This window comes from uncultured Friedmanniella sp., assembly GCF_964244285.1.
Classification (GTDB): domain Bacteria; phylum Actinomycetota; class Actinomycetes; order Propionibacteriales; family Propionibacteriaceae; genus Microlunatus.
Genome location: NZ_CAXTHT010000005.1, coordinates 88,132 through 115,029 on the forward strand (window position 1 = coordinate 88,132; position 26,898 = coordinate 115,029).

At 72.2% G+C, this 26,898-nt stretch carries 24 protein-coding genes; 10 read left to right on the plus strand and 14 right to left on the minus strand.

All coding sequences use genetic code 11. From position 1 onward, the window contains the following. Nucleotides 1–8: 8 nt before the first annotated feature. Nucleotides 9–1,004 (minus strand): ATPase, encoded by a 996-nt coding sequence (locus ACFE7W_RS13500; RefSeq protein WP_375425321.1) that lies wholly within the window; start codon nucleotides 1,002–1,004, stop codon nucleotides 9–11. 140 nt (nucleotides 1,005–1,144) lie between these two features. On the opposite strand from ACFE7W_RS13500, the gene ACFE7W_RS13505 reads away from it, so the two are divergent. Beyond that, entirely contained in the window at nucleotides 1,145–1,876 is a 732-nt protein-coding gene (locus tag ACFE7W_RS13505; protein WP_375425322.1) for a phosphotransferase enzyme family protein, read from the plus strand. A 47-nt stretch (nucleotides 1,877–1,923) separates the two neighbouring features. Here the strand turns inward: ACFE7W_RS13505 and ACFE7W_RS13510 are convergent, their stop codons facing one another. Beyond that, on the minus strand, nucleotides 1,924–2,421 hold the full coding sequence (locus tag ACFE7W_RS13510; RefSeq protein WP_375425323.1) for a VOC family protein: 498 nt from the start codon (nucleotides 2,419–2,421) through the stop codon (nucleotides 1,924–1,926). Nucleotides 2,422–2,647: 226 nt separating this feature from the next. Here ACFE7W_RS13510 and ACFE7W_RS13515 point away from each other — a divergent pair, with 226 nt between their 5' ends. Continuing rightward, nucleotides 2,648–3,466 (plus strand): MarR family transcriptional regulator, encoded by an 819-nt coding sequence (locus ACFE7W_RS13515; protein WP_375425324.1) that lies wholly within the window; start codon nucleotides 2,648–2,650, stop codon nucleotides 3,464–3,466. A gap of 17 nt (nucleotides 3,467–3,483) precedes the next feature. On the opposite strand, the gene ACFE7W_RS13520 is transcribed toward ACFE7W_RS13515, so the two are convergent. Continuing rightward, complete coding sequence (locus tag ACFE7W_RS13520) at nucleotides 3,484–4,512, minus strand: Gfo/Idh/MocA family protein (RefSeq protein WP_375425325.1); 1,029 nt, start codon at nucleotides 4,510–4,512, stop codon at nucleotides 3,484–3,486. A gap of 134 nt (nucleotides 4,513–4,646) precedes the next feature. Continuing rightward, nucleotides 4,647–6,122, minus strand: a complete 1,476-nt coding sequence (locus tag ACFE7W_RS13525) for an MFS transporter (RefSeq protein ID WP_375425326.1) — start codon at nucleotides 6,120–6,122, stop codon at nucleotides 4,647–4,649. 62 nt (nucleotides 6,123–6,184) lie between these two features. Here ACFE7W_RS13525 and ACFE7W_RS13530 point away from each other — a divergent pair, with 62 nt between their 5' ends. Then, entirely contained in the window at nucleotides 6,185–6,787 is a 603-nt protein-coding gene (locus ACFE7W_RS13530; protein WP_375425327.1) for a TetR/AcrR family transcriptional regulator, read from the plus strand. 261 nt (nucleotides 6,788–7,048) lie between these two features. Continuing rightward, the gene (locus tag ACFE7W_RS13535; RefSeq protein WP_375425328.1) at nucleotides 7,049–7,297 is read left to right on the plus strand and encodes a hypothetical protein; all 249 of its coding nucleotides are present in this window, start codon (nucleotides 7,049–7,051) and stop codon (nucleotides 7,295–7,297) included. Nucleotides 7,298–7,411: 114 nt separating this feature from the next. Here ACFE7W_RS13535 and ACFE7W_RS13540 read toward each other — a convergent pair whose 3' ends face one another. Next, a complete protein-coding gene (locus tag ACFE7W_RS13540) occupies nucleotides 7,412–7,612 on the minus strand; it encodes a hypothetical protein (RefSeq protein ID WP_375425554.1) in 201 nt (66 codons plus the stop codon). Between the two features lie 289 nt (nucleotides 7,613–7,901). Here ACFE7W_RS13540 and ACFE7W_RS13545 point away from each other — a divergent pair, with 289 nt between their 5' ends. Then, nucleotides 7,902–9,977 carry a type IIA DNA topoisomerase subunit B gene (locus tag ACFE7W_RS13545; protein ID WP_375425329.1) on the plus strand — a complete coding sequence of 692 codons (2,076 nt, stop codon included), beginning with the start codon at nucleotides 7,902–7,904 and terminating at the stop codon, nucleotides 9,975–9,977. Beyond that, nucleotides 9,974–10,492: a GNAT family N-acetyltransferase gene (locus tag ACFE7W_RS13550; RefSeq protein WP_375425330.1), complete on the plus strand. Its 519-nt coding sequence runs from the start codon at nucleotides 9,974–9,976 to the stop codon at nucleotides 10,490–10,492. Before ACFE7W_RS13545 ends, ACFE7W_RS13550 begins: the two co-directional genes overlap by 4 nt. Here ACFE7W_RS13550 and ACFE7W_RS13555 read toward each other — a convergent pair. The 5 genes from ACFE7W_RS13555 to ACFE7W_RS13575 are packed head-to-tail and all read right to left on the minus strand — an operon-like array spanning nucleotide 10,445 to nucleotide 16,734. Next, the gene (locus ACFE7W_RS13555) at nucleotides 10,445–11,320 is read right to left on the minus strand and encodes a ribokinase (protein ID WP_375425331.1); all 876 of its coding nucleotides are present in this window, start codon (nucleotides 11,318–11,320) and stop codon (nucleotides 10,445–10,447) included. The genes ACFE7W_RS13550 and ACFE7W_RS13555 overlap by 48 nt on opposite strands. Continuing rightward, the gene (locus ACFE7W_RS13560; protein WP_375425332.1) at nucleotides 11,317–11,925 is read right to left on the minus strand and encodes a flavin reductase family protein; all 609 of its coding nucleotides are present in this window, start codon (nucleotides 11,923–11,925) and stop codon (nucleotides 11,317–11,319) included. Before ACFE7W_RS13560 ends, ACFE7W_RS13555 begins: the two co-directional genes overlap by 4 nt. A gap of 1 nt (nucleotide 11,926) precedes the next feature. Beyond that, nucleotides 11,927–12,442 carry a beta-class carbonic anhydrase gene (locus tag ACFE7W_RS13565; protein WP_375425333.1) on the minus strand — a complete coding sequence of 172 codons (516 nt, stop codon included), beginning with the start codon at nucleotides 12,440–12,442 and terminating at the stop codon, nucleotides 11,927–11,929. 38 nt (nucleotides 12,443–12,480) lie between these two features. Beyond that, the gene (locus ACFE7W_RS13570) at nucleotides 12,481–14,955 is read right to left on the minus strand and encodes a DNA topoisomerase (ATP-hydrolyzing) subunit A (RefSeq protein ID WP_375425334.1); all 2,475 of its coding nucleotides are present in this window, start codon (nucleotides 14,953–14,955) and stop codon (nucleotides 12,481–12,483) included. Between the two features lie 57 nt (nucleotides 14,956–15,012). Next, nucleotides 15,013–16,734 (minus strand): AMP-binding protein, encoded by a 1,722-nt coding sequence (locus tag ACFE7W_RS13575; protein ID WP_375425335.1) that lies wholly within the window; start codon nucleotides 16,732–16,734, stop codon nucleotides 15,013–15,015. Nucleotides 16,735–17,247: 513 nt separating this feature from the next. On the opposite strand from ACFE7W_RS13575, the gene ACFE7W_RS13580 reads away from it, so the two are divergent. From ACFE7W_RS13580 to ACFE7W_RS13590, 3 genes are all read left to right on the plus strand, one after another. Next, a complete protein-coding gene (locus ACFE7W_RS13580) occupies nucleotides 17,248–19,893 on the plus strand; it encodes a GNAT family N-acetyltransferase (RefSeq protein WP_375425336.1) in 2,646 nt (881 codons plus the stop codon). Nucleotides 19,894–20,110: 217 nt separating this feature from the next. Beyond that, a complete protein-coding gene (locus ACFE7W_RS13585) occupies nucleotides 20,111–20,689 on the plus strand; it encodes a DUF5998 family protein (RefSeq protein WP_375425337.1) in 579 nt (192 codons plus the stop codon). A 40-nt stretch (nucleotides 20,690–20,729) separates the two neighbouring features. Next, the gene (locus tag ACFE7W_RS13590) at nucleotides 20,730–21,881 is read left to right on the plus strand and encodes an alkaline phosphatase family protein (protein WP_375425338.1); all 1,152 of its coding nucleotides are present in this window, start codon (nucleotides 20,730–20,732) and stop codon (nucleotides 21,879–21,881) included. 117 nt (nucleotides 21,882–21,998) lie between these two features. Here ACFE7W_RS13590 and ACFE7W_RS13595 read toward each other — a convergent pair whose 3' ends face one another. The 3 genes from ACFE7W_RS13595 to ACFE7W_RS13605 are packed head-to-tail and all read right to left on the minus strand — an operon-like array spanning nucleotide 21,999 to nucleotide 24,648. Then, nucleotides 21,999–22,187 (minus strand): ferredoxin, encoded by a 189-nt coding sequence (locus ACFE7W_RS13595; RefSeq protein WP_375425339.1) that lies wholly within the window; start codon nucleotides 22,185–22,187, stop codon nucleotides 21,999–22,001. Between the two features lie 10 nt (nucleotides 22,188–22,197). Next, entirely contained in the window at nucleotides 22,198–23,391 is a 1,194-nt protein-coding gene (locus tag ACFE7W_RS13600; RefSeq protein WP_375425340.1) for a cytochrome P450, read from the minus strand. A 9-nt stretch (nucleotides 23,392–23,400) separates the two neighbouring features. Then, nucleotides 23,401–24,648, minus strand: a complete 1,248-nt coding sequence (locus ACFE7W_RS13605) for a PLP-dependent aminotransferase family protein (protein WP_375425341.1) — start codon at nucleotides 24,646–24,648, stop codon at nucleotides 23,401–23,403. Nucleotides 24,649–24,768: 120 nt separating this feature from the next. Between ACFE7W_RS13605 and ACFE7W_RS13610 the strand changes: the two genes are divergently transcribed. After that, a complete protein-coding gene (locus tag ACFE7W_RS13610) occupies nucleotides 24,769–25,449 on the plus strand; it encodes a thymidine kinase (protein ID WP_375425342.1) in 681 nt (226 codons plus the stop codon). Between the two features lie 18 nt (nucleotides 25,450–25,467). On the opposite strand, the gene sepH is transcribed toward ACFE7W_RS13610, so the two are convergent. After that, nucleotides 25,468–26,859 carry a septation protein SepH gene (gene sepH, locus ACFE7W_RS13615; protein WP_375425343.1) on the minus strand — a complete coding sequence of 464 codons (1,392 nt, stop codon included), beginning with the start codon at nucleotides 26,857–26,859 and terminating at the stop codon, nucleotides 25,468–25,470. Nucleotides 26,860–26,898 lie beyond the last annotated feature (39 nt).

Here is a 26,898-nt window from a genome sequence, read left to right on the forward strand (position 1 = left end):
GTACGCCGTCAGTCGTGCAGGGAGCGGGCGACCAGGGCCGCAGCGGCCAGGTAGGCGCGGCGGGTGGCCGGGGTCAGTCCGTCGTAGGTGATCTTGAGCCTCTTCATGCCCTGGTCGTAGGGGATCGTCGCCACCGGGAGCCCGTACTCGGTGAACTTCGCCGCCACCCCGGCGGCCGGCGGCTCGTCCTGATGGGCCTGGGACACCACGACGACGGCGTTCTCGGCCAGCCGGCTGGCGTGCGGCCCGCGGCCGCGCAGGTCCTCCAGCATCAGCCGCCCGGTCTCGGCGCGGATGTCGTCGGTGGTCGTCGCCACCACCAGCTGGTCGGCGTGGTCCATCATCCGTCGCCAGTGCACCGTCGACTCGTCGTTGTCGGAGTCCATCACGATCACCCGGTAGAAGCGGGACAGCACGGAGTGGATGGTGTCCACGGCGTGGTGGTCGAACCGCTGCTTGTCGGAGGTCTTCGTCGGGTCCGCCTGCAGCACGTCGTAGCGGTCGTGCGGCTGGTGGTGCACGAACCGCGCCAGGTCGCCGATCTGTCCCGCCGCCTCCAGCAGGGCGGGAGCGGCCGCCAGCAGGTCCTGGGTCGTCGCCGCGTGCGGGTCCTGCACGGTGTGCCAGCCCAACGTCCCACGCATCTGGTGGTTGCTCCACGCGCACACCCCGCCGCCGCCGTAGCGGGCGAACACCGCCGACAGGCCGATCACTACCGGGGTCTTGGAGCTGCCGCCCTTGCCGTTGGCCACCACGATCGTCTTCGGCCCCACCCAGTGCCTGCTGACCACGGCCACGTCCTCGGCGTACCGCAGCTCCTCCGCGCTCGGCGCCACCTTGATGCCCAGCCGGTTCAGCGTGCCGCGCCACCCGGTCCGTGCCGCCGGCACCGGCGCCGTCTCGGGCAGGAAGGACGCCCGCCGCGGAGCCGGCGCGGCCGCTGAGGGGATGCCACGGTCGCTGACCGGGGATGGCGGCCTCCACTGAGGGTCGCGGTCGTTCACCCTCGCAGCCTAACCGCCGCACCGTCTCGAGCCGCACGGCTTCTGGGTGAGTGAGTGCCGCGACTATGCGGCAGTCACTCACCCAGGAGAGCGCGGTGGTCCCGACTGGCGGGGTCAGAGGCTTTGGGAGGATGCGAGTCATGGGGTGGGAGGCGCTCGCGCAGTGGGGTGAGGACGTCGACCTCGTCGAGCCGCTCAAGGGCGGCGTCGCCAACCAGGTCTGGAGCGTGCGCGTCAGGGGACAGCTCGCAGTCGGCCGCCTCGGCAGTCGGAGCGACGCCGACCTGGCCTGGGAGACCGACTTGCTACGCCACCTCGACCGGGAAGGACTGATGGTCCCGGTGCCGATCGCCACGAGCGATGGCCAGCTGTACGCGGACGGGTTGGTGGTGATGACCTACGTCGAGGGCGGACCACCGCAGTCCGGGTCCGACTGGCGCCGCGTCGCCGAGACGCTGCGCGAGCTGCACCGGTTGACGCCGGGGTGGCCGCAGCGTCCGGGATGGCGCTCGTCGACCGACCTGCTGCAGGCGCGGACCGGCACGAAGGTCGACCTTGGCGCCATGCCCGTCGAAGGCGTCACCCGGTGCCGCGCGGCCTGGGCGCGGCTGGTCGGTCGCGAGTGCTGCGTCGTCCACGGCGACCCCAATCCGGGCAACATCCGCATCACCGCCGACCGGGTCGCGTTGATCGACTGGGACGAGGCGCACGTCGACGTCCCCGACCTCGACCTGGTGCTGCCCGACAACGCGGCAGCGCTGTCGGAGAGCGTCTACGACATCGCCGAGCAGGCCTCGCACGCCTGGGAGGCCGCCGTCTGCTGGGACGACGCCCACGCACGGGCGAGCCTCGCCCGGGTTCGCGCGGTCTGAGCGCCTCCAGGTCAGTCGACGGAACGGGTGCCCGATCGGGCTGCCACCTAGCCGACGTCGGCGCCGACCACCAGCTGGGCCCCCAGGATCTGGGCGGCCTGGGCAAGGAGGACCTCGTCCGGCACCTGGCCGCCGCGCAGCTGGGCGACGATCTGCCGGTACACCTCGCGGGGTGCCTGGAGCTCCAGCGCGATCCCGTCGGGGTCGCGGAAGTTGAGGTGGTGACCGAGCTCGGTGTCCTGGATCGGGCTGTGCGGCACGCCCAACGCCTCCAGGCGCTCCTGCCACGAGACGAGCTCGTCGCGGGACTCGGCGGTGAGGCCCAGGTGGTCCAGGCCGGGGTTCAGCTCGGAGAACGGCTCGAGCGTGCTGCCGGGGTGGTGCACCAGTCCGACGCTGAAGCCGGACCGCCGGTCCAGACACACCCGGCCGTAGCCGAAGTCGAGCACCGCGACCAGGCCCAGGACCTCCGTGTAGAAGCGGGTGCTGCGGTCGAGGTCGGTGACGCTCAGGGCGAAGTGGTTGACACCGGCGAACGTGGGCACGGTCCACCTCCGGAGATCTCAGGGCAGGGGCAACCCTGCTGCTGGGAGGCACCGTAGCGAAGGGGCACGCGCGAGCGCCAGCGGAATTCACACGCTGCTCCAGCTGACGCCACGTCAGCACCTGCTGTCCTTCACGGCGCGCTGCCCGATGAGTTCCGCGGGCCACGGTCGTCCAACTGGTAGCGGTACCCGCCAGGGGTGCTGCGCCGCAGCAGAAGGAGTGAGGATGAACTCGATGGCCCGCCGGATGTTCGCACTCGTCGAGCCGATCGGCATGGTTCCCTACTCTGCCGACGAGCCCAACGAGGCCATGTTCGCCCTGGGCTTCACCAACTACTGGGACACCTACTTCGCCGGACGGGCGGCGCCGCTGGGCCTGCCGACAGCGGAGGTGGTCGACGCGCTCTTCTACAACTTCGCCCCGGGCGAGGTGGCGCGCCACCTCCCGAAGGTGTGGCGCACCACCACCCCCGAAGCGGCCATCGCCGCCCGCCAGGAGGGCTGTGTCAAGGCGCTGCGGCGGATCCTCGGCATCCGCGTTGACGGTCCGGCCTTGGCGCGCGGCACGGAGCTGCTGACCAGGGCCGCGACGAGCGCACCGACCCAGGGACGACCGATGTACGCCGCGTTGCGCGCCCTCCCGGTCCCCGGGGAGGTGGTCGCCCGGATGTTCTGGGCCGCATCCCTGCTGCGGGAGCACCGTGGCGACGGGCACATCGCGGCCCTGATGGTCGAAGGGGTCGGCGGGCTCGAGGCGCACGTCCTGGCCGCCCTCGACCTGGGGCTGCCGGCGGACAAGTTCGGGCGCATCCACCACCTCCCGGCGGCCCAGCTCGCCGCCGTGATCGACGGGATGCGCGACCGCGGCCTGATCGGCGACGACACGTGGCTGAGCGAGGCGGGTCGCGCCGTCAAGCAGCGGGTGGAGTCGCTGACCGATGACCTCGCGGCCCGACCGTACGAGAGCCTCGAGCCGGAGGAGCTCGACGAGCTCATGACGATCCTCGAGCCGCTGGCTACCCTGCTGCTCGCCGCCCAGGACTGAGACCGCCGAGCCGGTGCTCAGAGCCAGTCGGCCAGCGGTACCGGCTGCCGGGTCCGGGCCGACTCGACGGCGGCGTAGGTGGTGGCCAGGCTGCCGAGGTTGTTGCGGCCGGAGATGAGCGGCTCGCGGCCCTCCGCGATGGCGGTCACGAACTCGGTCAGGCTGCCGGCCCGGTCGACCCGCGGCACGGTCGGTAGGGCCAGCTTCTCGACCGTCTCGCCCCGGCGTACCCGGACCTCGTCGGAGCGCCAGCCCTCGGAGCCGTCGCCGCGGCTGGTCCACCAGACCTCGGCGTCGGCGAAGTCCATCCGCCACTCCCCGGCCCAGGCGGTGCGGACGCCGCTGCTCACCCAGCTGGCCCGGTAGCTCGTCACCAGGTCGGGTGAGGACTCGATCAGCCCCGCCCCCTCCGACGGGCCGGTGAACAGCGACCAGGACGGGTCCCAGGTGCGGAGGTCGACCGTGGTCACCTCCCGGCCCAGCACGGTGCGGATCAGGTCGAAGTGGTGGATCGACATGTCCACCAGCAACGGCTCCTCGAGCGCGTGGTGCGGCTTGACCACGCCGTCGCCTCCTGAGCTCTGGCGGAAGTCGACGGCGACCGCGTGCAGGTCGCCGTAGGTCTGCTCGGCGACGATCTTCTGCACCGCCCGCACCGCCGGGAAGAAGCGGTAGTTCTGGCTGACCGCGACGGTCAGGCCCCGCGCGTCGGCGAGGGCGATCAGCTCCTTGGCGTCGGCGATGCTGGGCGCGAACGGCTTCTCGATCAGGACGTGTCGACCCGATTCCAGGGCTGTCCTGGCCGCGGGGACGTGGCCGACCAGGCTGGCGGTGACCAGCACCGCCTCGGGATCGGTCGCCTCGAGGGCCGCCTCGACCGTGGGGTAGCAGCGCTCCTCGGTCGTCAGCCCGGCCGCGATGGCCAGCTCCCGGGAGCCGGCGAAGACGTCGGCCGTGGCCACGACCTCCACCTCGGGGACGAGTGGGATGGCGTGGGTGGCCCAGTCCCGACCGAAGCCCCCGAGACCTACCTGGACGATGCGCATGCCGAACTGCCTCTCACTTCTCTGGAGTCCTCGAGCGGCTCCGTCCTCCGGCTCGAGCTGACCCGTCCAGGGTCTCAAGCCGCTCGTCCGACCCCGTCACCAGCCCGCCGTACGGCTCTGGCCGGAGGTCCCGACTACCGCCGGGCCGCGGCGTGCCGGCCGCGGGAGACGCCCCAGCCGACCAGGGCGGCGGCGACCACGGTCAGGGTGAGTCCGGCGACCCGGACGGTCGCGGTGAACTCGGCGGCCTGCTGGCTGCTCCAGGGCGATCCCAGCAGCGCACCGGTGAAGAGGGCGGCAAGAAGGGTGCCGGCGACGGCGATGCCGACGCCGGAGGCGACCTCGGTCGAGGTGTCGACCAGGGCGGCACCGATGGTGGTGCGGTCGGCGGGCAGACCGCGCAGGACGTTGGTGCCGGCGACGACACCGACGACCCGCATCCCGGCCGCGACGAGGACAAGGGCGGCAGCGACCCAGGGGTAGTCGAGGGGGCTCAGGCAGGCGTAGACGGCGAGGCCGAGGACGACCGCGATGGCACTGAGCCAGGCGGCCCGCTCCAGGCCGACGCGCCGCACGAACGGGTCGACGAACGCTCCGCCGGCGATCAGGACGACCACCTGCGGCAGCAGCCCGAGGGCGGCGAGGGCCGGCCGCCAGCCCCAGGCGAGCTGTAGCTGGAGCGTCACCAGGTAGCCCAGGCCGGCGGTCGCCAGACCCGTCGCGGCCTTGAATGCCAGCCCGCTGGAGACCAGGGGGTGCCCCACCAGGGTGAGGTCGAGGAGCGGGAACCGCGCGGATCGCTCGCGGACGACGAAGAGGACGGCGGCCAGGACGGCCGTGACGGTCATCGCCCACGGCCACCACGACCGGACGCCGCCGTCGACGAAAAGGGTCGGGGCGACGAGGGCGGTCACGATGCTCACGGTGGCCAGCACGGCGCCGACGAGGTCGACCGGGTCCCGGTGCAGCTCGGCCGGGTCGTCGGCGGGGATGCCGACCCGGATGCCGACTACCGCGAGCGCCGCGACCGGCACGTTGACCAGCAGCAGCACCTGCCAGGGCGCTACGGCGACCACGAACCCACCGGCGGTCGGGCCGACCGCGAGGCCCACCAGACCCACCGTCGAGATCAGGGTGAGGGCGCGGACGCGTAGGCGGTCCTCGTCGAACAGCCGGAAGGCCAGCGCCATCGAGCCCGGGGTCGTCATCGCCGCGGCGACGCCCATGGCCATCCGGACGGCGATCAGCTGGACCGACGTGGTGACCACGGCCGTGGCCAGGCTGGTCACGCCGAGCAGGACCAGCCCGACGAGCATGATCCGGCGGCGGCCGAACCGGTCGGCCACGGCGCCGAAGGCGAGCATCGACCCGCCGAAGACCACCGCGTACGCGCCGGTCACCCACGCAAGGCCGGTGGTGGAGGCGTGCAGGTCACGGCCGATCGTGGGCAGCGCGACGTTCAGGATCGAGTTGTCCACCATCTCGAACAGGAACACCGCCGCCAGCCCGGTCAGGGCGACCCAGGCCTCGCGCAGCGTCTGGGGCGAGCGGTGGAACGGACCGGCACGGTGGTCGTCGGGGACAATGTCGGTGCGCATGGCGTCGGTCATAGGACTAAGTTATGTCACTAAGTTTAGTTACACAAGTCGATCAGATGAGGAAGTGAGTGCCGGTGCCCAGGACCAGCGAGCGGGGCGGACCGCAGACCCGGGTCCGGATCGCGGAGGCGGCTGCCCGGTTGTTTCTCGAGCGCGGGTTCGACGAGGTCACCGTCGCCGAGGTCGGACGGGAGGCCGGGGTCTCGACGGTGACGGTGTTCAACCACTTCCCGCGCAAGGAGGACCTCTACCTCGACCGCTCCGTCGACGCCGCCGACCTGCTGCGCGCGGCCGTCCAGGACCGTCCGTCGGGGGTGGACGTGCTCACGTCGCTTCAGGCGATGACGGTCCGGCTTGCTGAGGAGCAGCATCCGCTCTCTGGCCTGGACGACCGCTCGGTGCCGTTCTTCCGTACGGTCGCGGCCTCGCCCGCCCTGGTCGGCCGGGCCCGGGGAATCGCCGCCGAGCTGCAGCAGACGCTCGTCGAGGAGCTCGAGCACGACCCGTCGTTCGAGGGGGACCCGACGCTGCTCGCCGCGCTCGTCCTGGCCGGCTACGCTGCCGTCCTGGTGCAGACCGCGCGTCGCCTCGTGGCCGCGGAGCCGTCGGCCGTCGTGGTCCAGGACCACCGCGTCCGGTTGGACCGGCTGTTCGACGCCCTGCGGAACGGCCTCTAGGGCCACCTCGGGAGAGGCTCCGGAGGAGTGTCCGCATTAGGACATGGCCAGTACCGGACACGACCGGTCAAACCCCTGCGTCGGCGGCGGAGGGTCTGTTGTACTTCTGATCGGCAAGTTCGCTTGCCGGGCGGAGCCGGCCGCGATCGGGGGGTCGTCGGCCGGCACCGCCGCACCAACCGGGGGACGTGCTCGAACTGGTCGGCCCACGGGTGAAGTGCTGCTTGCCGCAGTCCCGTCCTCGTTCGGAAGGCTCCCCCCTTGGCCGTCTCCTGGGTGCTCCTGGTGACCGTGTTCGTCTGCCTGGCCGTGGCCGGCGCGGGCCGGGGTGCCGAGCTGTTGGCCTCCCGGCTCGAGCGCCGCACCCGGGTCCGCCCCGGTTGGTGGGCGCCGCCCCGGGAGCAGGAGCGGCTCTCGCGCATCATGGAGCGCAACCCGAGCTACGACGAGCGGACTGGCCTGACCAGTGACCGCGAGCTCGCCCGCTGGTGGCGGGACAACCAGCCCTGAGGCTGCGCAAAAGTCCCGAAGACTGAGTTGGGTCCGAAGACTGAGGTGGGTCCGGAGACAACACAACCCCTCGCACCGCGAAGGTGGGAGGGGTCGGGCTGATGGGTATCGGAGCTACTTGATGCGCTCGGACTCGTCGTGGATCTCCAGCGCCACCTGACGCAGCTTGTCCGCGTGCTCCTTGCTGTGGTGAGCACAGAAAAGGAGCTCGAACCCGCTGGCCAGAGTGACACGCACGTAGGCCTGTGCGCCGCACCGATCGCAACGATCGGCGGCAGTCAACTCGGCGCCTTCGATGACTGAGGTGCTCACGATCGGCCTCGCTTCCTGATGATCAACTGATCCTCATACTGGTGTGGAACCTACCCCGGGATGGGGCCGAGCAGGTGGTGCTTGGCCGACGGGAGTCGGTCCCTGCTGCCTAGTCAACATCCAACCAGGGCCCGATTGTTCCGTTTCCCGTCTCGAGCCCATGACTCTTGTGTAACAAATGCCCCGGCCGTTGCCGGCGCCGGGTCTTGCCTCCTCTTCGGAGCCCGACACCTGGTCGGATGCGTCAGCCTACGTGCGCCGGGCAACCGGGCCCCGGCGGTACGCTCGCGGCGTGTCTCCCGCCAGCCCCGCCCCCGAGAACCGTGACTACGAGGCCCGGCACCTCCTCGTCCTGGAGGGCCTGGAGGCCGTCCGCAAACGGCCGGCGATGTACATCGGCTCGACCGACACCCGGGGGCTGATGCACTGCCTCTGGGAGATCATCGACAACGCCGTCGACGAGGCACTCGGTGGACACGGTCGAGACATCACCGTGGTGCTGCGGCCCGATGCGGGCATCACCGTGACCGACCACGGGCGAGGCATCCCGGTGGACCTCGAGCCGCGGACGGGACTGTCCGGGGTCGAGGTCGTCTTCACCAAGCTGCACGCGGGCGGCAAGTTCGGGGCCGGCTCCTACAACGCGACCGGCGGCCTGCACGGCGTCGGCTCGTCGGTGGTGAACGCCCTGGCGGCCCGGCTGGACGTCGAGGTCGACCGGATGGGGGCGACCTGGGGCATGTCCTTCCGCCGCGGCGTGCCGGGTGGGTTCGCGGGGGACGGGCCGCAGGCGGCGTTCACCCCGGGTGGGTCGCTGCGCAAGCTCGGCCGTGCCCCCAAGGGCACCACAGGCACGCGGGTGACCTACTGGCCCGACCGGCAGATCTTCCTGCCCGGCGCGGAGCTCTCGCTCGCCGACCTGCACAACCGGGCCCGGCAGACCAGCTTCCTCGTGCCGGGGCTGGCGCTGCGGGTCACCGACGCCCGGACGCCTGAGGTGTTGGAGGAGACGTTCCGGCACGAGGGCGGCATCAGCGAGTTCTGCGAGTTCCTGGCGCCCGACCGCTCGCTGATCGACGTGGTCCGGCTGCAGGGCGTCGACCGCTTCACCGAGACGGTGCCGATGCTCGACGACGCCGGCCACATGGAGCCCACCGACGTCGAGCGCGAGCTGGACGTCGACATCGCCGTCCGCTGGGGCGAGGGTTACGAGACCAGGCTTCAGTCCTACGTGAACATCATCGCCACACCCAAGGGTGGCACCCACGTGGCCGGCTTCGAGCGGGCGCTGACGAAGACCGTCGGCGGCGTCCTGTCGGGGAAGCGGCTGCTCAAGGCCGGGGAGGAGGTGACCAAGGACGACGTGCTCGAGGGGATGACGGCTGTGGTCACCGTCCGGCTGGCGGAGCCGCAGTTCGAGGGCCAGACCAAGGAGGTGCTCGGTACGCCGGCGGTGTCGCGACTGGTCGCGAAGGTGGTCGAGCGCGAGCTGGGGGACTTCCTGAACGCCACCAAGGCCGGTCCGAAGGCGCAGGCCCGCGCGGTGCTGGAGAAGGTGGTCGGCGCGTCCCGCGCGCGGGTGGCGGCCCGGGCCCACCGGGAGGCGCAGCGGCGCAAGAACGCGCTCGAGTCGTCCTCGTTGCCGGCCAAGCTGGTGGACTGTCGCAGCAGCGACGTCGACCGCTCCGAGCTGTTCATCGTCGAGGGCGACTCGGCCCTGGGCACGGCCAAGCTGGCGCGCAACGCGGAGTTCCAGGCGCTGCTGCCGATCCGCGGCAAGATCCTCAACGTGCAGAAGGCCTCCGTCGGGGACATGCTGAAGAACCTGGAGTGCGCGTCGATCATCCAGGTGGTCGGGGCCGGCAGCGGTCGCAGCTTCGACCTCGACGCCGCCCGCTACGGCAAGATCGTCTTCATGGCCGACGCCGACTCCGACGGCGCCCACATCCGCTGCCTGCTGGCCACGCTGTTCTTCCGGTACATGCGTCCGCTGGTCGACGCCGGCCGGGTCTTCACCGCCGTCCCGCCGCTGCACCGCTTCGAGCTGACCAACCCGCGCAAGGGAATGGAGAGGTACATCTACACCTACTCCGACGCCGAGTACCAGCGCAGGGCCGCCGAGCTGACCAAGAAGGGGCTCACCTTCAAGGAGCCCCAGCGCTACAAGGGCCTGGGCGAGATGGACGCCGACCAGCTCGCCGACACCACCATGAGCCCGCGGCACCGCACCCTGCGCCGGATGACCGTCGACGACGGCCTGATGGCCGAGACCGTCTTCGAGATGCTGATGGGCAACGAGGTGGCTCCCCGCCGGGAGTTCATCGTCGACGGTGCCTACTCCCTCGACGCCGCCGCCATCGACGCGTGATCGAGCTCGTCCGGCTGACCGAGGTGCCGCTGGAGGAGGTGCTGGCCCTGCTGAACGAGCCGCGGAACGCACCGCACATGCCGCTGGCGTCCTCCTTCACCGCCGAGACGGCCGCGGCCTGGGTCGCGGCGAAGGACGGGCAGTGGGTGTCGAACGGCCACGGGCCCTGGGCGGTGTTGGTCGACGGCGAGTTCGCCGGCTGGTGCGGCTTCCAGCGGGAGCCGGCGGGCGAGGACTTCGCGCTGGTGCTCGCGCCCCCGTGGTGGGGCCACGGCTCGGCGGTGCTCCAGCAGGCGCTCGGACGCGGTTTCGGCGAGCTCGGCCTCGGCGAGGTCCTGATCGCGCTGCCGCTGAGCCGCCGCGCAGAGCGAGTGTTGTCCCGGTTCGGGTTCCTCCCCGACGGCGAGGTCAGCTACGGCGGCGCCGAGTTCCGCCAGTACCGGCTCACCCGGGAGCGCTGGTCGAGCTCAGAGAGGGGGCAGGGCGCCCGGGTGCTGGACGGCGGCCGCGCCTGAGGCGACACCGGCCTCGCAGGCCCGGGCCAGGTCGTCGTCGGTGAGCAGGCTGGCCATGGCGGCGCCGACAAAGGCGTCGCCGGCGCCGGTGGTGTCGACCACGGTCACTTTGTCCGAGGCCCGGCGGCCGGAGCCGGCGGGGGAGGAGTAGGCCGCGCCGGCTCCTCCGAGGGTGATGATCACCGACCGGCAGTGCCCCCGCAGCAGGGCCAGCAGCTCGTCGACGTCCTCGGTCGTGCTGCCCAGCTCGGCGGCGAGGTCGGCAGCCTCGTGCTCGTTGACCACCAGCGGGTCGCAGACCGCGAGCAGCTCGGGCGAGACCGTCCGGTACGGCGCCAGGTTGTGCACGAAGCGGACGCCCGCGGCGATCGACCAGGCGGCGGCAGCCTCGACGCAGGCGACGCTCAGCTCACCCTGGGTGAGCACCGCCCCGACGTCGGTGGCCTGGCGCAGCCCGGCCGTGACCTGTTCGGCGGTCAGGGCGGCGTTGGCGCCGCCGACGACCACGATGCAGTTCTCGCCGGCGTCGTCGACCAGGACGGTGGCCCCGCCAGACTGGACGTCGGGCAGCCGCATCAGGCCGTCCAGCTCGACCCCGCGTCCTTCCAGCTCTCGGGTGAGCATGACGGCGGCCTGGTCGTCTCCCACCGCGCCGACCATCAGGCAGCCGGCACCAGCGCGTACGACCGCACAGGCCTGGTTGGCCCCCTTGCCGCCGGCCGAGACCCGCGCGGCCCTGGCCGCGACGGTCTCGCCAGGGCCGGGGATGCGCTCGACCTGCAGTGTCGCGTCGAGGTTCACCGAGCCGACGACCACAACGCGGCTCATTGCGGCCGCACCAGGTCGAAGCGGCGGTCGGCCGTGATCTCGTAGTAGGCGCTGGGCCCGCCCGAGCGGACCACCGGCCGGGCTGCGGTCGTGTCGTAGGTGCCGTCGGCGACCAGCGACTCGTCGATGTGCACCGCGACGACCTCACCGAGGGTCAGCCAGGCGTCGACGTCGGCTCCGCGCCGGTCGGCGAGCCGGATGAGCTGCGTGAGGACGCACTCGAAGCTGACGGGGGCGCCGGCCACCCGCTCCGGCGCGACCTCCACCGAGGGTGCGCCGGCCAGACCGGCCAGCTCGAACTCGTCGACGTCATCGGTGGCGGAGGTGGCGTTCATCGCCTCGGCCTGCGGCCGGCTGACCAGGTTCCAGGTGAACTCACCGGTCTCGGCGACGTTGCGGACCGAGTGCTTGTAGCCGGTGCTGCAGAAGCCGACGATCGGCGGGGTGTAGTTGAACGCGTTGAAGAAGCTGTACGGCGCGAGGTTGCGGACCCCGTCGGCCGAGCGGCTCGAGATCCAGCCGATCGGCCGCGGCGCGACGATGGCATTGAAGGGATCGTGCTTGAGCCGGTGCCCTTCGGAGGGGCGGTAGAAGTGGGTGGCCACGTCAGACCACCTGCGTGAGGGTGCCGTTGTCGACGTCGTAGAGGAAGCCGCCGACCAGGGCCCGCCCGGCGAGGTGCGGGTTCTCGCGCAGCGCGAGGACGTCCTCGAGCAGCCGGGCCCGCTGGTCCGTCGAGGCGCCGAGGTGCATCTCACCCAGGTCCTCCCCGGTCGTGGCCCTGACCCGGGCCAGGAGGTCGGCGTCCTCGCCGCTGGCCATCGCGCAGCGCGTGTGCGGGACGACCAGGATCCGCTCGACCCCGAGCAGGTGGACGCCGAGAACGCAACCCACCAGCGCGTCCGGGGTCAGCCGTCCACCCGGTGTCCGGATGATCTTGGCGTCGCCGAGACCCAGCTCGAGCATCCCCAGCGGCTCGATCCGTGAGTCCATGCAGGTCACCACGGCGACACCGGCCCGGGCGACGCCTTCGAGCCCGCCGTCGGCAAAGCCCGCGGCGTAGTCGGCGTTGCGGGCCAGCAGGTCGTCGAAGCCCTCGGACGGGGTGCTCGGGTCGGTCACGGGCAGCAGCCTAAGGGGGTCGACTGACATCGAGCGTGTCAGGATCGCGGCGAGGAGATCGCGGCGATCGGCTGACCGGCCGGGGTGCCGGAACCGTCGCGTCGACCTTGCGCGGGCGGCAGCTCGACCGGGGCGCCGCTGGCCGCGGCGGCGTGCGCGGGCGCCGGTCCGGCCCAGGCTCGCAGCAACGCGTCCTCGCCGCGGAGGAACCGGTGGCAGCGGACACCGCCGGTCGCCCGTCCCTTGGCCGGGTACTCGGTGAAGGGCGTCACCTTGACCGTGCCCGCGTCGGTGCCGGGCAGGGCCGCGGAGCTGCCGGCCACGGTGACCACCAGCGCGCCCTCCTCGCGGCCGCCGGTCGGCCCGGTCCCGACGGACACCGCACCGAAGAAGACCGCACTCGCGCCCGGGCCGAGCTTGATGCCGGCCATGCCGCCGCCGGACCGCCCCTGCGGTCGGACTGCGGCCGCGGGGAAGTGCAGCAGCTGGGCGTCGCTGGAGACGAAGACCAGGTCGACCTCCGCACTGGCCAGCTCGACGGCCCCGACGAGCCGGTCGCCGGGCTCGAGCCGGATCACCTCCCAGGAGTCCCGGGCCAGCACCTCGGCATTGACGCGCTTCACCACCCCGGACGCGGTCCCCAGAGCCAGGCCGAGGGAGTCGGGGACGAGCGTGGTCAGGGCCAGCGGCTGCTCGTCGCCCGCCAGGGTGACCAGCTCGCTGACGTGGGTGCCGCCCTGCAGGTTGGGCGCATTGGCCGTGGTCGGGACGGTGGGCAGGTCGAGTGAGTTGATCTTGATCAACCTGCCTGCACTGGTGATCATCCCGAGATCACCACGGGCGGTGCCGATGATCTTGCTGATGACCACGTCGTGGCTCGAGCGGTCGCCGCCCTCGGGCAGCGGCTCGGCGTGGGCCGTCCGGGCCAGCAGCCCGCTCGAGGAGAGCAGCACCCAGCAGGGGTCGTCGGCCACCTCGAGCGGGGCCGCGGCGGTGGTGACCACCCCGCTGGCGGCCAGCAGGATGGTCCGCCGCGGCGAGCCGTGCGTCTTGGCCATCGCGGCCAGGTCGTCCCCGACCAGCGTCCGCAGCCGGTCACGGTCCTCCAGGATCGCGGTCAGCTCGGCGATCTCGGCCCCCAGCGCGCTCTGCTCGGTCTCCAGCTCGAGGGTCGAGAAGCGGGTCAGCCGCCGGAGCGGCATCTCCAGGATGTAGCTGGCCTGCACCTCGCTGAGGTCGAACGCCTCGCGCAGCCGGCTGCGGGCCGCCGCCGTGTCGTCGCTGCCCCGGATGATGGCGATGACGTCGTCGATGTCGAGAATGGCCGTGATCAGCCCCTCGACCAGGTGCAGCCGGTCGGCGGCCTTGCGGCGCGCGAAGTCGGTGCGGCGCCGCGTCACCTCGTAGCGGTGCTCGAGGTAGACCGTGAGCAGCTCGCGCAGGCTCAGCGTCCGGGGCTGGCCCTCGACCAGGGCGACGGCGTTGATCGCGAAGTTGTCCTCGATCTTGGTCTGCTTGTAGAGCTGTTCGAGGATCGCCTCGGGATTGAACCCGTTCTTGATCTCCACCACCAGGCGGGTTCCGTTGGTCGTCAGGTCGGTGAGGTCCTTGACGTCGGCGATGCCCTGCAGCTTGCGGGCGGTCACGAGGTTCTTGATCTGCTCGATCACCCGCTCCGGTCCGACCATGTACGGCAGCTCGGTGATCACGATGCCCTTGCGACGCGGGTGCACCTGCTCGATCCGGGCGGTGGCCCGGACCCGGAACGAGCCTTTCCCTGTGTGGTAAGCGTCTCGGACCCCGTCGAGCCCGATGATCTTGCCGCCTCCCGGCAGGTCGGGGCCCGGGATGAAGCGCATCAGGGCGTCCACGTCCGCGTCCGGGTGCCGGATCAGGTGCCGGAGCGCCTGGACCACCTCGACCAGGTTGTGCGGGGCGCAGTTGGTGGCCATGCCCACGGCGATGCCGCTGGCCCCGTTGACGAGCAGGTTCGGGAACGCGGCCGGCAGCACGGTCGGCTCGACGTCCTTGCCGTCGTAGTTGGGTTTGAAGTCGACGGTGTCGGAGTTGAGGCCCTCGGTCATCGAGAGCGCGGCCGGCGCCATCCGGCACTCGGTGTAGCGCATGGCGGCGGGCCCGGAGTCGAGCGAGCCGAAGTTCCCGTGCCCGTCGACCATCGGCAGCCGCATCGTCCACGGCTGCGCGGTCCGCACCAGGGCGTCGTAGATCGCGGTGTCGCCGTGCGGGTGGTACTTGCCCATCACCTCACCGACGACGCGGGCGCACTTCACGTGGCTGCGGTCGGGGCGGATGCCCATCTCGTTCATCGAGTAGAGGATCCGCCGCTGGACCGGCTTGAGCCCGTCGCGGGCGTCGGGCAGCGCCCGGGAGTAGATGACGGAGTACGCGTACTCGAGGAAGCTGGTCTGCATCTCCGAGGAGACGTCGACGTCGAGGATCCGCTCGACGAAGTCGTCGTCGGCGGGGGGTGCGCTGCGGGAACTACGCGCCATGCTGCTCGCTCACCTGGGCGATTCTGCCCGAGCGGAGGCGGATCGCCCGGCAAGGGCTCACCAGGTGAAGTCGGAGTCCCGGTATTCACCCTCGGCTCGCTCGCCGCGCGCGGCCTCGGCTTCGCGCAGCTCCACCCGGCGGATCTTGCCGCTGATGGTCTTGGGCAGCTCGCCGAACTCCAGCCGCCGTACCCGCTTGTACGGGGCGAGGTGCTCCCGCGCGTAGCCGAGGATCGCCCGCGCGGTGTCGGCGTCCGGCTGCTGCCCGGCCGCGAGGATCACGTACGCCTTCGGCACGGCCAGCCGGATCTCGTCCGGTGCGGCGACGACGGCGGCCTCGGCCACGGCCGGGTGCTCGATCAGCACCGACTCCAGCTCGAACGGGCTGATCTTGTAGTCGCTGGACTTGAAGACGTCGTCGGCCCGGCCGACGTAGGTCAGGTAGCCGTGCTCGTCCCGGCTGAGCACGTCACCGGTGTGGTAGACCCCGCCGGTGAACGACTCGGCGTTCAGCTCGTCGTCCATCGCGTCGGCGGTGGCCTTGTAGCCCTTCATCAACGCCACCGGCCGGGGGTCGAGCCGCAGGCACAGCTCGCCCTCGCTCTCGCTCTCCTCACCGGTGGCCGGGTCGACCAGGACCACGTCGTAGCCGGGCAGCGGCCGGCCCATCGAGCCGGGCGTGAGGGGCTGGCCGGGCGGGTTGCCGACCTGGGCGGTGGTCTCGGTCTGGCCGTAGCCGTCGCGGATGGTGAGACCCCAGGCGCTGCGCACCCGTTCGATCACCTCGGGATTGAGCGGCTCGCCGGCGGACAGGCACTCGCGCAGCTCGGTCCGGACCGACGCCAGGTCGGTCTGCACGAGCATCCGCCACACCGTGGGCGGGGCGCAGAAGGTGGTGACCCGGCAGCGGAGCAGCACCTCGAGCAGCTCGGCCGGGTCGAAGCGGGTGTAGGTGTGCACCAGCACCGTGGCTCCGGCCAGCCACGGGGTGAAGAAGTTGCTCCAGGCGTGCTTGCCCCAGCCGGGTGAGGAGATGTTGAGGTGGACGTCGCCGGGACGCAGGCCCATCCAGTACAGGGTGGAGAGGTGGCCGACCGGGTAGGACGTCTGCGTGTGCTCGACCAGCTTGGGCAGCGCGGTGGTGCCGGAGGTGAAGTAGAGCAGCACCGGGTCGGCGCCCCGGCTGATCCCGGGCAGGTACCGGTCGGCGTGCTGGAAGTCCGCGACCTCGGCGTAGTCCAGCCACCCGGCGGGCACACCCCCGGCGCCGGCCGGGCCAACGGCCAGCTTGCCGAGCGGCAGCTCGAGGTCGGCGAACTTGTCGGTGTCGCGGGCGTCGGCGACCAGCAGCCGGGCGTCGCCGCGGCTGACGCGGTCCGCCAGGTCGGCGGGGGAGAGCTGGGGGGTGGCGGGGATGAGCACCGCGCCGAGCCGGATCGCCCCGAGCATCACCTCCCACAGCGGGACGACGTTGCCAAGGACGACCAGCACCCGCTCCCCGCGGCGTAGCCCGAGGTGGTGCAGGTACTGCGCCACGGCGACGGACCGGTCCGCCAGCTCGCGGAAGGTCAGCCGGGTCTCGGCCTCGCCGTCGACCACCCACAGCGCGAGCCCGTCGGGGTTCTCCTCGGCCAGCCCGTCGAACCACTCGGTGGCGAAGTTGAAGAGCGGCAGCTCCGGCCAGCTGAACCCGGCGTAGGCGGTGTCATAGTCGTCGCGGTGCTGCACGAGGAAATCGCGGGCCGCCCTGAGGTGTCGGTTCATCGACGGCAGCGTCATGCCCGCGACGTTACCCACCGCCCCCCGAGATTGTCGAAGCGGTGGACGGGGTCAAGCTCTTCGACAAGCTCAGGGAGCGGGGGGACGCGCCGGCCGGACATCGGGGGCGCCGAGCCGGGCGGCGTCGGCCTCGTCCCAGCCCAAAAGGTCGTCCAGATGCGGGGGCGCCCTCGTGCGGGGCGCGGTGCAGTCTGGATGCCGTGGCAGCGCGACACGGTTTTCGTCGTCTGCTGAGGGAGGAGGACTGCACCTGAAGCGCCGGTCGGGCCCGGCGCCTCGAGGCACGGACCCAGTCCAGCGTGCGCGAGATGGCCTTCTGCCATCCGGCGTGGCCTTGGTGCCGCTGCTCCTCGGTGATCTCGGGGGTCCAGCGGCCGTCCTGACGGTGCGGCTGGCGTTGGACGTCGGTGACGTGCCGGCCGCCGTCGGGGCCGCCCGTTCTGGTGGGCGACGGGTCCTCGTCCGCATCCGAGGGTTCACCTGGCTGTCACCGGCGACGCTTAGGCTTGGCCCGTGTCCGTCAGCCAGCTGGAGCTCCCCCCGGGCTACCCGCGCGAGTGGGAAGCCGACGTGGTGCTCACCGACGGCGGGGTGGCCCGGTTGCGGCCAATCGTGCCGGCCGACGCCGAGAAGCTGATCGCCTTCTACGAGCGGGTGTCGCCGGAGTCGAAGTACCTCCGCTTCTTTGCCCCGTACCCCCGGCTGAGCAACCGCGACGTCAAGCGGTTCACCGAGGTCGACTACGTGGACCGGGTCGCGCTGATCCTCACCCTGGGCGACGAGATGATCGGCGTCGGCCGCTTCGACCGGACCGAGGACGACCGGGCTGAGGTCGCGTTCCTGATCGAGGACGCGCACCAGGGCCGCGGCATCGCCCAGCTGCTGCTGGAGCACCTGGCCGAGGCGGCGCGCGAGCGGGGCATCGTCGGTTTCGTCGCCGAGGTGCTGCCGGAGAACCGGCGGATGGCGCAGGTCTTCGCCGACGCCGGCTACCGGGTGTCGAAGGGGATCGAGGACGGTGTCCTCAGCGTCGAGTTCCCGATCCTGCCGACCGACACCTCGGTCGGGGTGATGGAGCGGCGCGAGCACCGGGCCGAGAGCGCGTCCGTGCACCGGCTGCTGCACCCCGAGCGCGTCGTGGTCTACGGCGGCGGCCGGCGGGTGCAGGGGATGGTCAACGCGATGCTGCGGGCCGGCTACCGGGGCGACATCACCGCCGTCAGCTCCGACCAGGCGCCCGTCGCGGGCGTACGCACGGCCAGCTCGATCGCGACCGCGCCCGGACGCCTCGACCTGGCGATCCTCTCCGTCCCGACCTCCCAGCTCGGCGGGGTGGTGATCGACGCGGCGCACAAGGGCGCGCACGGCATCGTCGTCCTGACCGGCACCGACTACAGCCCGCACGACAACCACACCGTGGTCAATCTCGCGAGGGCCTACGGCATCCGCGCCCTCGGCCCGGACGCCCTCGGCCTGATCAACACCCACTCAGAGGTGGAGCTCAACTCCACGCCCGGACCGATGCCGCGGCAGGGTTCGGTCGGCCTCTTCTGTCAGTCCGCCGCCGTGGGGGTGGCGCTGCTGAACCGGGCGCTACGCCAGGATCTCGGCCTGTCCTCCTTCATCAGCACCGGCGACTACGCCGACGTCACCGGCAACGACGTGATGCAGTACTGGGAGGACGACGAGACCACCCGGGTGTGCCTGCTCTCGCTGGACTCCATCGGCAACCCGCGCAAGTTCTCCCGGATCACCCGGCGGCTGACCCGACGCAAGCCGGTCGTGGTCATCGAGCCGGGCCGGACCAGCCGCTCCAGCCACTCCGGGGTCAGGAGCGGCCTCGCGCACGCCCCGGACGAGGCCGTCGACGCCCTCTTCCGGCAGGCCGGGGTGATGGTGGTGCACCGCCGCGGCGCGATGTTCGACATCGCCAAGATCGCCGCCCGCCAGCCGCTGCCGCGCGGCTCCCAGATCCGGCTGATCACCAACTCGTTCACCCTGTGCCAGCAGATGGTGCACACCACCACCTCGGTCGGGCTGCTCACCGACGCCCAGCCCGTCCTGCTGCGGTCGGAGGCGAGCCCGGAGGAGTTCGTGGCCGCCGCCCGGGCCGCCCTGGCCGACCCCTCGTGCGACTCGATCGTCTGCGCCGCCGTCAACGTGTACGAGGAGGGCACCGAGGACGTCATCGACGCGCTCGACGCGATCGCGGCCGAGGGCGACAAGCCCTTGGTCGGGGTGTTCCTGGACTTCCACCTGCCGACGGTCCACGAGGACGAGGCCGACCGGCCGGGGCAGCTGCCCCGCTTCGACGCCCCCGCCGACGCCATCCACGCGCTGGCCGCCCTCACCGCGTACGCCCACTGGCGCGAGCGCGACCCCGGCGCGGTGCCGCTGCTCGACCCCGACATCCTGCGCGCCAAGCGCGTGGTGCACCGGGTGCTGTCGGGCCACCCCCAGGGCCGCGAGCTGACCGACGAGGAGTCCGCCGAGGTGCTGGCCGCGTACGGCATCCCGCTGGTCCGGCGCTATCCGGTGGCCAGCCTCGAGGAGGCGACCGCCGTCGCGGACCACCTCGGTTGGAACGTCGCTCTCAAGGCCACCGCCGCGACCGTCCGTGGCCGCCCCGACCAGGCGAACGTACACCGCAGCCTGGCCGACGCCGACGACCTGGCCCACGCCTGGTCCGAGCTCGACAGCCTCGTCCGCGAGCTCGGTCTCGGCGACCGCGTCGGCGCCGTGGGCGAGCCGGTGGTGCAGGTGATGGCGCCGCCCGGCGTCGCCCTCGTGGTCACCAGCCGTGAGGACGCCGCCTTCGGCCCCCTGATCTCGATGGGCCTCGAGGGCATCCCCACCGAGCTGCTCGGCGACACGGTCTACCGGGTGCCGCCGCTGACCACCACCGACGCCGCCGCCATGGTCCGCGACCTCAAGGCCGCGCCCACCCTGTTCGGTCGGCACGGCAGCCCCGGCGTCCACATCGGCGGCATCGAGGACCTGCTGCACCGCGTCGCCCAGCTGGCCGACGACCTGCCGCAGCTCGCCTCGGTCTCCCTCAGCCCTTGCGTCGCCTCGCTGAACGCCATGTCCGTCCTCGGCGCCCGCATCTTCACCGCTCCCACCGACGACCGCCGCGACCCCATGGCCAGGACTCTGTAATTTTGGCGCCGGGCCCGATGTCCCCCTCAGGTGCGGTCTTCCTCCTTCCCTCACAGACGGAAAGGCGTGTCTGCTCGCTCGGTCGTCCAGACCGCACCGGGGACATCGACCCAGCGACCCAGCGCTGCCTTCGGCGTCCGCCTGAGTGCGGGAGGGCCACCCGAGCGGGCTGTGGATGGTGCCATCGGGCCTGCCGAGCCGTGGCAGGATGCTGGTCATGAGGCTTGGATCGATGCGGAGGGACCTGCGGGCCGACATCGAGGCGTGCGGGTACTTCCCGGATCTGGTCGAGGAGGCGGTGATCCTCTCCGTGGCGGAGGAGGAGCTGGTGGACTTCGTGGTCCACCACGAGACGACGTTCGCCCACGACGAGATCCATCGTCACGTCACCGTGCTCGTGCTGACGCCGACGCGGCTGATCGTGGGGCACACCGACGACCAGCCGGCCGAACCGCCGTTGACCGGGATCGCGGCGGCATCCTCGACCGAGTCGGTGGCCCTGACCAAGATCAACACCGTGGTGCTGACCCGGGTGGTCAGCCGGCCGGAGTCCTACCGGCCGGGGTCCACCGAGGTGGCCGAGACCTGGCTTTCGGTCGGCTGGGGCGCGGTCCGTCGACTCGACCTCGAGCAGGCGAGCTGCCCCGACCCGGAGTGCGAGGCCGACCACGGGTACACCGGCGCGCTCGTGGGCGACGACCTGACCGTCCGGATGAGCGCGGCGGCGGACGGAGCCGACCGGGTGGCCCGGCTGGTGAAGTTCTCGAGCGGGCTGCAGCGCGCGGCCGCGGTATGAGACGCCCCCAGCCGACCGACCCCGCGCCGGCGAGACCCGTGTGACCTCCGCCGCGACGAGGTCGACGCTGGCCGGGCAGGTGCTCCCGGCCTACGGGTCGGCCAGCCTGGCCGAGCTGATGCCCGGTATCGGTCACCACCTCGGCGTCCCCGGACACGAGCACGACCCGCTGGACCTGCCGGCGTCGGCCCGCTACGTGGTGGTGCTCGTCGACGGGCTGGGCTGGAACCTGCTGCGCCGGGCCTCCCGAGAGGTGCCGTTCCTGGCCGGGATGCTGGGTCGGGGCCGCTCCATCACGGCGGGGGTGCCCAGCACCACCGTGACCAGCCTGACCAGCCTGGGGACGGGGCTGCCGCCCGGTCAGCACGGGATGGTCGGCTACACCTCGCGTATTCCCGAGACCGGGGAGATCCTGAACGCCCTCACGTGGGAGTCCGACCTGCTGGCCCGCGCCGTCCAGCCCCGGCCGACCTTCTTCGAGCAGGCCGTGGCGGCCGGGGTCTCGGTGAGCTCCGTCGGTCTGGAACGCTTCGCGGGCAGTGGACTGACCGAGGCGGCGCTGCGCGGGGCCCGCTTCGTCCCCTTCCAGCACGAGCGCGCCGAGGAGACCCGGATCGGGCTGGTCCAGGCCGCCGCCGCCCGCGGTGAGCGCAGCCTGGTCTACGCCTACGAGCGGCAGCTCGACCACGTCGGCCATACGTCCGGCTGTGACTCCGAGGACTGGCTGCGCCAGCTGATCCGCGTCGACGCCATGTGCGAGCGGCTCCGGGACGCACTGCCCGCCGACGTCGTGCTGGTCGTCACCGGCGACCACGGCATGGTCGACGTCCCGAGCAGCCGCCAGGTGGTCGCCGAGGACGAGGCCCAGCTGATGGCCGGGGTCTCCGCGCTCGCCGGTGAGGGCCGGTTCCGTCAGCTCTACGTCGACGACGACTCACCGGTGGCCGTTGCCGACCGCTGGCGCGACCTGCTGGGGGACCGGGCCTGGGTACGGACCCGGGACGAGGCCGTCGACGAGGGCTGGTTCGGCCCGGTCGCCGACGACGTCCGCGAACGCTACGGCCACGTCCTGGTCGCCCTGCGCGACTCCTGGGCGGTGATGACCCGGCAGTTCCCGCGCGAGCTCAGCCTGGTCGGCATGCACGGCTCGCTGACCGCGGCCGAGATGCTGGTCCCGCTGCTGGTCGGCTGAGCCACATCGGGGCTCGCGGTCGTTTGGGTGAGTAGCGGCCGGGTAGTCGCGGCAGTCACTCACCCAACAACCCTGGCGGGCCCGGGTGATCCGTCGCGCGCGGTCGCCATGACCGGCTCAGCCCAGCGCCAGCGCCCGGGCGGGGCAGCGTTCGACGGCCTCCTGCGCCTCGTCCTCCTGGCCGGGCGGGACTTCGGCCTGCAGCACCTGCACGGTGCCGTCGTCGTCCTGGTCGAACAGGTCCGGCGCGGCCAGCACGCAGTTGCCGGCGCCGATGCAGACCTCCGGCGTGGCTTCGACCCTCATTGCGTCCCTCTCACCAGGTCACCGGCAGCTCGGTCAGACCGTAGATGAAGGTCTGCTCGCGGTACGCGGGGCGGCCCTGGTCGACCAGGGCCAGCCGGGGGAACCGGCGGAACAGGGCCGGAAAGGCGATCTGCATCTCGGCCCGGGCGAGCGGTGCGCCCAGGCAGTGGTGGATGCCGTGGCCGAAGGCGACGTGGTTGGTGGGTTCGCGACGCACGTCGAGGGCGTCACCGCCGGCGGTGAGCTCGGGGTCCCGGTTGGCCGCCGGCAGCGAGACGGCGACGAGGTCACCCTCACCGACCGTGGTGCCGTGGACCGTCACCTCGGTCGTCGCCACCCGAGGCAGCGCGGTGTGCACGACGCTCAGGTAGCGCAGCAGCTCCTCGACCGCCCGCGGGACCGAGTCGGGTTCGTCCCGGAGCACCGCGAGCTGGTCCGGTCGGCGCAGCAGGGCCAGCGTGCCGAGAGCCAGCATGTTGGACGTCGTCTCGTGGCCGGCGATCAGCAGCAGGTTGCCGATCCCGACCAGCTCGTCGTCGCTGAGGTCGTCGGCCCCGCCGTCGGAGGCGTGCCGGACGATCAGCCGGCTGATCAGGTCGTCGCCCGGATCGGCCCGGTGCCGGTCGACGAGCCCGCCCATGTAGGCCCGCGAGTCGTCGCTGACCCGGCGCCGCTCCTCGTCCGGGAGGGTGAAGTCGATGACCGTCGCCGCCCGCTCCTGGAAGGCCTCGCGGTCCTCGTACGGCACCCCGAGCAGCTCGCAGATCACCAGCGACGGGATGGCCAGGGAGAAGTCGGCTACGAGGTCCGACGGCGGGCCCTGCTGTTCCATCCGGTCCAGGTGCTCGTCCACGATCTCGGTGATCCGCGGCTCCAGACCCTTGATCCGCTTGACCGTGAACTCACCGGTCAGCATCCGCCGTAGCCGGGTGTGGTCGGGCGGGTCCTGGGCCAGCAGCTGCCCGGCCCGCAGCTTGGCCCTGCGCTCGGGATCCATCCCGCGGACCTCGACCCGGCCGCGGCTGAAGTGCTCGGCGTCGCCCAGCACGCTGCGGGCCTCTGCCCAGTCGGTGACCACCCAGACGGGCTCCGCGGCGAGGGGGCTGTCCTGCTGCCGCAACGGGTCGTCGGAGGCGAAGGGTGGCGCGAAGTCCTCGTCCCGGCGGAAGAGCAGAGGCGCCGAGCGGGGGCTCGTGTTCTCCATGGCCGGAGGTTACCCGGCGGCACCGACCGCGGCCGACAGGCGCCGCAGCCCTTCGGCGATGGCGTCGGGCCCGTACGTGGTGAAGGACAGCCGCATCGTCGCGGGGTCGGGGTCGGCCGGGAAGAACGGGGCGCCGGGGACGAAGGCGACGTCGTGGGCGAGCGCCGTGGTCAGCAGGGCCGTGGTGTCCCAGCCCGGGGGCAGGGTGGCCCAGACGAACATGCCGCCGTCCGGGCTGGTCCAGTGGCTGCCGGGCGGCAGCGCGGCGGGCAGTCCGCTCAGCAGGGCGTCGCGGCGCAGCCGGTAGGCGTCCCGGGAGCGGTCCAGAGCGGGGACCAGCCGGTCCGAGGACAGGTAGTGCGCCGCCGCGGCCTGGTCCACGGTGGAGGTGTGCAGGTCGGCGGCCTGCTTGGCCACCACCAGACCGGCCCGCAGCCGGGGGTCGGCGCGGACCCAGCCCAGCCGCAGACCGGGCGCGAGGATCTTCGAGAAGCTGCCGGTGCTCACCACCTGGCCCGGCGCGGCCAGCGCGGCGATCGGCAGCGCGGCGTCGCCGGAGTAGCGGAGCTCGGCGTACGGGTCGTCCTCGAGCACCCGGAACCCGTACCGCCCGGCGGCTGCGCCGACCCCGCGGCGGTTCTCCGCGTCGAGGGTCCGGCCGGTCGGGTTCTGGAAGGTCGGCACGGTGTAGAGCACCTTCGGCTGCAGCCGGGCGGCCAGGCCCGCCAGGGCGTCGAGGTCGATGCCGTCATCCCCGGAGGGGACCGCGACCAGCCGAGCGCCGGCCAGGGCGAAGGACTGGAGCGCCGCCAGGTAGCTCGGGCTCTCCACCAGCACGACGTCGCCGGGGTCGACCAGCACCGTCGAGAGCAGGCTCAACCCCTGCTGGGACCCGGTCGTGATCAGGATGTCCGCGGCCTCGGTCGGGAGTCCACGTGCGCTGTAGCGGGCAGCCACCTGCTCCCGCAGCGTCCGGTTGCCTTCGGTGGGGGAGTACTGCAGGGCACTCCGGCCACCGGCGGAGCCCTCGCCCGCGCCCCGGCCGGCCAGGACGGCATCGAAGGAGGCGTGAGCCCCCTCCAGGTCGAACAGCTCCGGCGCTGGCAGACCCCCGGCGAAGGAGATGACGCCCGGCCGTTCCGTGAGGGCCAGCAGGTCGCGGATCACCGAGGAGCGGACGGCCCGGACGCGGCTGGACAGAGCCGGCAGCGCGGTGGTGGGTGGCCCTTCGACAGGCTCCGGACACGTCATGATCATCGGGCAGACCTCCTCGGACGGGATTGAGCGACACCCTAGAGCCAGGTCGGGACAGGGTCGGTCGATTTCTCACCGCTCGGCGTCCGAGGCTCGGAGGTGCCCGGATGGCAGGATCAGCGGGTGGCCGAGTTCCTCTACTTCACCGGTCCGATGGACTGTGGCAAGTCGACGCTGGCGCTACAGCTCGACTACACCCACACCGCCGGAGGCCGCCTCGGTCGTCTGTTCACCTCCCAGGACCGGGCGGGCGAGGCCACGATCTCGTCCCGGCTGGGTCTGGTCCGGCCGGCCATCGAGGTCACCCGGGGTTTCGACTTCTGGGACTACGTCGTCGGCCAGCTGACGGGCGGCGAGCGGGTCGACTACTTGATCTGCGACGAGACGCAGTTCTACGCGTCGGTCCAGGTCGACCAGCTGGCCCGGATCGTCGACGAGCTGCAGATCGACGTGATGGCCGTCGGCATCCTGACCGACTTCCAGACCCGGCTGTTCCCCGCCTCGCAACGGCTGGTCGAGCTGGCCGACAAGATCGAGCTGCTGCAGGTCCGGGCCCTGTGCTGGTGCGGCGAGCGGGCCACCCACAACGCCCGGACGGTCGACGGGGTGATGGTCCTCGAAGGAGAGCAGGTGCTGGTCGGGGACACGACCGCCGTCGGCGAGCCGGTCGCGTTGGTCGCCTACGAGGTGCTCTGCCGGATGCACCACCGCCGACGGGTGACCCGGGCCGTGGCCCGAGCCACGCTTTCGGACCCGTTGCCCTTCGAGCGCGACGACGAGGAGCTGTCGCCGCTCGACCGTTGATCTGGCGCGGGGTCGAGGTCAGGCGGGGGGCTTGGGCCCACCGAACATGATCTCGTCCCAGCTCGGGACGGCCGCCCGCTTGCGCTTGGCCGGTTTGGGCGTCGGAGGCTCCGAGAGCTGGAACTCCTCGTTCTCCTGTGCCCGGTCGGCCTCGTCGGTCCGCGCGTACGGCGGCGCCGGCTCGTCGGTGCCGGGCGGCTGGTCGTCGCCGGCCTCGTCGACCGGCCTGCCGAGCTCGACCGACGCGAGGTCGTCCATCGGCACCTGGGTGCGGTCCGGGTGCTCGGCGGCCGGCAGGTCGGCCTCCTCGGCGGGGCTCGGCTCGACGGGGTAGTTGACGACGATGGCCGGCTCCCAGCCGCCGCCGGCGGTCTCGGGCACCGCCGAGGCGTCGCTCAGGCCGGCGTAGACGCGAGGGGAGTCCTCGCTGTAGCCGTCGGAGCCGAGCATCGCGTACAGCGTCCCGAGCTCGGAGTGTCCCGGACCGGGATCCGCCACGTCGGCGTCCGGCTGCTCCGGCTCGGGCTCCGGCTCCGCCGGCTCGGGATCCTCCGACCGGAGGTCGTCCGGGCCCGACTCCTCTGGGCCCGACTCCTCCGGGCCCGACTCCTCCGGGCCCGACTCCTCGGGGCGCACGGACCGCAGCGTCCGGACCGGCGGCAGGTCGGTGTCCTCCTCGAGCAGGGCGTTCAGCGCGCCGAGGTCGTCAGGCGACGGCGTCGCGGGCTCGGGCGCGGACTCCTGGACGACGCGGACCAGGGCCAGCTCGTCACTGAGGTCGATGGTCGGCTCGTCGGCGGCTTCCACGCTCCGACGCCGGCCGGTCGTCCCGGGTGCCTCCTCGCCGATCAGCCAGCGGCTCAGCTCGTCGGCAGCGACGGAGTAGCGACCGCGCAGGTCGTAGATGAAGGCGGCCTGCTGACGCTCCTCGGCCAGCTCGTAGCTCGCGGTGACGCCCCAGCGCCCGTCCGCCAGCCGGTGGGCGTCCCAGTCGACGGTGTCCGCGTCCACGCCCCGCTTGAGCAGCCGCTCGGCCACCGTGGCCCGGAGCAGCCGGTGGCCCGACGTCTCGCCCCGGCGCCGGACCGGGCAGGACAGGGCGACCAGCGCGATGTGCTCGCGCTCGGCCAGCACCGGCGCGGCGAAGCGCTCCACCCGCTCGTAGGCGACACCGGCGGCCTGCGCGACGTCCTCGAGCGTCTCGCCGGCCCGGATCCGCGTCTGGATGTCGCGGGGGCTGAGTGAGCTGTCCATCGGGGTCTCCAGTGGTTCGTGCCGGGGGCGGCGAGGGGGACGGAGGGCCTCCCGCAGCCGGTCGTCGACCGTGAGCGACAGCTCCTCCCCGTCCTCGTCGGCCAGGATGAGCGAGGTGCCCTCGGGGCCGGGTCCCACCAGTCGCGCGCTGCGCATCGGTTGTGGCGGCTCCTCAGACGGACGTGTGAGTGCCCA